Raw genomic sequence first — 4,985 nt, 5'->3', positions numbered from 1 at the left:
AGACATGAAGAAGGTCAAACGATCATCTTGCATCTCAAAATGATAAGGTAATTTCTCATGTTCTAATAAACTTTTGACCACAAAGAGCCCCATTCCTGAACCCTTGGCCTTGCGACTAGCATTGCCAGAAAAAGACTGGGCCAGTTTTTCTTGTTCTTCAGGACTACAGCTATTCTCGATAAAGAGTTCCCCTTCTCTCTCCCCGATGCGAACCAAGCCGCCTAGAGTGGAGTGCTTGATGGCATTGCTGATGAGATTAGATAGGATCAACTTCATCACAGATGGGTTTATGTAGGCTTGCTGATGGGTCAAGCTAATGTCTATCTGAACATTTCTTTCCTTGGCTAGTAAAGTATAATCCTTAACCAGAGTTTGCGTCATCTGGAGTAGGTCAATGTTTTCCTTCTCCTCTCGCAATTCCTGGACCGAAGAAAGAGAAAGTATCTGAAGAACGTGGTGACTGAGGTCATCCACAATCCCCAAGGCAACTCCCAGATAGTGATCTCTATCCTTGTAACGACCGATATTTTCTTTCATATTTTCGATTAGGATTTTGAGACTAGCCAGAGGGGTTTTCAGTTCATGAGAGGCCCCTCGTAGGAATTCAACCTTCATTTTTTCTAACTGGAGAATGGCTTCGTTCTTCTCATGCAAGTCCGCAATGACAGTCAAAAGATGCTGGTAAAGGCTATTGATCTGTTCCTTAAGATCACCGATCTCATCCTTAGAATCCACGCGCAACCGTACTTGAGCATCTAGTTCCATCATTCTACGAGTCACCCGCTTGATTTCCAAAATCGGCGCAACAATGGTTCGAGCATAGATGTAGGCTACCAAGAGGGAAATCAAAAACGATGCCAGCAAGGTATAGGGAAGAAACTGGAGGCTAATTTGCTCTGCTTCCTTTTGCAAGTCCATCGAAGCTAGAAATTGAAGTGTCATAGTGCTACCATCTTGGGTTGTCACCTCACGCTCCTCGATAAAGAGAGAGGTGGTCTGGCGGTCTGTGTCCAGAGGAAGATTGTCCTTGACTTCTAACTTGTCCTCTGTCATCTCTCCCTTGACGGCCCCCTTGATATCACTAGTCTGGGAATACAAGTCTAAGACTTGCTCGATACTCTGCCTATCCTTTCCTTCTAGGGACTGGGCAATGGCTGTCGCTTTCTGGCCAATGGTTTCCTGACGATGGCTCAGATAAGTTGAGGGAAAGAGAAAATAAATGGCTAAATGAAGACAAATCACCAGAACACTAAAAATCGAGAAGGTATAGATAAATATCTTTGTAAATAAACCTGTTCGTTTCATTTTCGCTCCAATTTATAACCAACATTACGCACAGTGAGGATACAATCCAAGTCTAGCTTTTTCCGCAGTTCCTTGATGTAAACATCAATAACACGGTCAAAGGGAACCTCATCTGTCACCTTCCAGACAGCATCGATAATCTGAGATCGAGTCAAGGCCCGTCCTTCATTTTTCACCAGATAGTCCAAAATTTCCAACTCTTTGGCATTGATGGCCACTTCTTGACCTGCTAGGCTTGCACTGTAGCTCTCAAAATCCACCTTGGTATCCTTATAAGAGAAGATTCGCCCCGTATCATAGTAGCGCTTGAAAATCGCATCTACTCTCACTTTTAAAAGGGAGAGGGAGAAAGGTTTTTCCAGATAGCCATCTGCCAGAGAAGCAAAAGCACTCATCTTGTATTCTTCATCCTGAAAGGCAGTCAACATCAAGACAGGAACCTGACTGGTTTTACGAATCTCAGCTAGGACTTCTAGGCCATTGAGCTTAGGCATCTGGATATCCAGTAAAACTAGTGCTACTTCATAGCTGGAAAATTGTTCTAGGGCTTCCTCGCCGTCCGCAGCCTGAATGGTCTCATAACCACAATCTGTCAAATAGTCACTGATCCCTTCACGGATCATCTCTTCATCTTCTACAATTAAAATTTTCATAGAAAAAACGTTTCACATTCCTTTAAATTTCTTGTAAATCATCTTGCTTCATCCAGATAAACAGAGTACTTATCAAGATGAAACAGATAAAAATGCTACCTATATTATACCCCATTTAGGGGAGAATAGGTAGCAAGTTTTTTATTCGCTATCGAGCAAGAGTTCTTTTGGTTGTTTTCTGAGGAGATTGCTTGAAGCAAGCGCCATAACAAGAACCACTAGAACTAAAGCAAGAACAAAGACGATGATAAAGTCTGATGTCTGAATGGAAATGTCTAAGCTCGACAAGGTCTTGCTAAAGCCATCTACTTCTGCACCACCACCAAGGTTAGAAGCTTGAGCTGCCTTGCTGGCTTGCTTGGCAACACCTGAAGTAACATTGGCAAGGACGGTGTTTCCGATTGCACGAGCTGTATAGTTGGCTAGGAAGTAAGCAGAAACGAGAGCAGGGATAGCAATCAAGATTGATTCAGTGATGAATTGACCCAAGATACTTGCCTGCTTGAGACCGATAGAGAGGAGAATTCCCACTTCCTTACGACGGGCATTGATCCAAAGGCTGAGCAAGAGAGCAAGGAGAAGAACTGAGAAGCTCAAGCTTCCCCAGAAGAGGAGGTTGGCCATCTTGTACATACCAGAAATGGATTGCTCTAGAGCTGGGTAGTTAGAGGAGCTCTTCACAAGTGTGTAGCTCTTCCAGTTGATACCACTGATACCATTCAACTCTTTCATGACGTCATCCAAGTTCTTGTCTGCTGTTACGAAGAAGGTTGCGTCCCCATAAATAGCTGTGTCTTCTGTGTATCCGTAAAGTTTTGCAGCAGTGTGAATGTCTGTGATAGCTGTATTTTCATAGAGTTCTTGTGAGTAGGTTACTGCTGACTTATTGTGACCATCAAAGAGTCCCTTGATTGTCACTTCAACTGTTTCCTTGGCTCCTTTTTCATTGTCTGCATCATAGATATTGGAGTCTAGTTTGACCTTATCTCCGACTTTCCAGCCGTGTTTAGCAGCCAAGTCCTTGTGCATAAGAATCTTGTCTTTGTCGTCGTTGGTTAGGTGCTCACCTTCAACTAGCTTATATGAGCCAGAGACAAACTTGTCTTCTTTAGAGGAGTCATTGACACCTGTAATCATCAAACTGCTTCCAAACCGTTTGGCACGGTCTGCAGTGAGATTTTTCTTGGTTTCTGGCGTTTCAATGAGGTCGTATCCAGTCAAATCTCCGATAGCGTTGATGCGTTTAACATAAGACTCGATGGCCTTATTTTCGGTGATTTTTTTGATATCCTCACCCTTAATATTCCCAGAACCACGTGGCGTTCCTTGATTGACGCGACGATTGATTTGCATGGAGAAACTATTGGTGATATTTTTAAAGGTCTCCTGAGAAGCCTTGGCAGTAGCTCCTTTGATCGACAAACCGACCAAACTCAAGCTCGCCATGAGGAGAATAATCAGGAAGATAACAATCGATTTGAAAAACTTCCTTGTAACATAGGCAAATGCGTTGTGTAACATAGGTTCCCTTTCTAGATTTGATTTCATAATGCTATCAAAACAAGCTCATCTTATTTTGTAGTATTGCGAGTTTCAGTAAGTTTCTTATTCTTCAATTCAAGTGTAATATCTGACGCTTGAGCCACTTCCTTACTATGAGTGACGACGATCACACATTTACCTGTTTTCTCGGCAAGTGATTTGAGCAGTTCGATAATATCTCCGGCAGTTTTAGGGTCCAGATTTCCTGTTGGCTCATCAGCTAGAATAACTGGAGCTTCTGATACCAAACTGCGAGCGATGGCTACACGTTGCTGTTGACCACCTGATAACTGGAGAACGTTCCGCTTGATCTGACTTTCATCCAAACCAAGCTCAAGAAGTGTATCCTTGCTTGCTTTTTTGTTGACCAAGCGGATATTTTCCAGCGGAGAAAGATAATCTATCAAGTTATAATTTTGAAAGACCAGGGAAATATGATGCATGCGATGGTAAGAATACCCCTTATTCCGAATGTCCTCTCCTTGGAAAAGGATAGAACCTTCAACAGGACTATCTAGACCAGCAAGGAGGGACAAGAGAGTGGATTTCCCTGCTCCTGACTCACCAATGATACTATAAAATTTTCCGGGTTCAAAATTATACTTGATCTGATATAAAACTGCTTCAGCAGTATTCTTATAACGGTAGGTAACATCTTGCAATTGTAATAAAGTCATGATTTCTCCTTCTTAACTAATAGATGATAAAATTTCTTTCGGCGATTTTCTAAATAGAAATACGAAACAAAGGGCTACTGATAAGCAACCAATCAGGAGCAGAAAGACATAGGATTCTGCAAAGGATAGGAGACTGGTTGATAGACTGCTTGCTTTAGCCAGCGTGTCTTGTAAGCTTGCCTGATCTCCACTGGCTAGTACAGTTTGTAGCAAATAGGATGTAATGGCATTTCCAGCGATAAAGGATGGAAGCAAAGCTCCAAGAGATACCAAAACTACCTCTAAACAGAACTGGAGGAAGATCGAACTCTTGCCTTTTCCAAGTGCCAGAAGAATTCCCACTTCGTAGACCCTTTCTCTCAACCAGAGAGACAAGACCAAAATTAAGGCTCCTGCTCCTGCTATCAACATCCCATAAAGGAAGATGGTGAGGAAGGTTTGGAAGGTTGCCACTGAGTCTTTGATTTGTTCAAAGGCCTTGTTTTCCTTCTCAACTTGGTAACCTTGACTTTCCAAAGCCAAGTTTTCCACCTGCTTCATGAGTCCGTCCATTTCCTTAGGATTTTCTACATAGAAGCGCGCTGCACTGACTTGCGGTTCACTATTTCCCAAAAGGGTTTGGCTACTTTCATAGTCTGTAAAGACTTGGTTTTCACTGAAGTCAGAAGACAAGCCTGTAAATTTCTCTTGTTTTTTACCAGAAAAGATGCCGACAATTTCAAACTCAACTGTCTGTCCTTTTCCAGATTCTGACTGTCCAGCATCCAAGCGAATCTTGTCATGAAGCGAAAGACCGTTCTTCTTAGCC

The 4,985-nt window shown here is 42.6% G+C and carries 5 protein-coding genes; all 5 read right to left on the bottom strand.

Annotated features, from left to right (window positions below):
• Window positions 1-1,305: sensor histidine kinase VncS (gene vncS, locus SORDD24_RS06040; RefSeq protein WP_061409524.1), on the bottom strand; the 1,305-nt coding region annotated here is incomplete at its 3' end.
• Window positions 1,302-1,958 carry a response regulator transcription factor VncR gene (gene vncR, locus SORDD24_RS06035; RefSeq protein WP_000697948.1) on the bottom strand — a complete coding sequence of 219 codons (657 nt, stop codon included), beginning with the start codon at window positions 1,956-1,958 and terminating at the stop codon, window positions 1,302-1,304. The genes vncS and vncR, both read right to left, overlap by 4 nt.
• A 141-nt stretch (window positions 1,959-2,099) precedes the next feature.
• Window positions 2,100-3,479: an ABC transporter permease subunit Vex3 gene (gene vex3, locus SORDD24_RS06030; protein ID WP_000903002.1), complete on the bottom strand. Its 1,380-nt coding sequence runs from the start codon at window positions 3,477-3,479 to the stop codon at window positions 2,100-2,102.
• A 50-nt stretch (window positions 3,480-3,529) separates the two neighbouring features.
• Window positions 3,530-4,177: an ABC transporter ATP-binding subunit Vex2 gene (gene vex2, locus SORDD24_RS06025; RefSeq protein ID WP_000173736.1), complete on the bottom strand. Its 648-nt coding sequence runs from the start codon at window positions 4,175-4,177 to the stop codon at window positions 3,530-3,532.
• A 12-nt stretch (window positions 4,178-4,189) separates the two neighbouring features.
• Window positions 4,190-4,985 (bottom strand): ABC transporter permease (locus SORDD24_RS10855; RefSeq protein ID WP_231082693.1); only part of this gene is annotated, 796 nt, incomplete at its 5' end.

It is taken from the genome of Streptococcus oralis, from assembly GCF_001579175.1.
Classification (GTDB): Bacteria; Bacillota; Bacilli; order Lactobacillales; family Streptococcaceae; genus Streptococcus; species Streptococcus oralis_O.
Note: the sequence above shows the minus strand (reverse complement) of the source record. Positions and strands in the feature narration are given on the sequence as shown.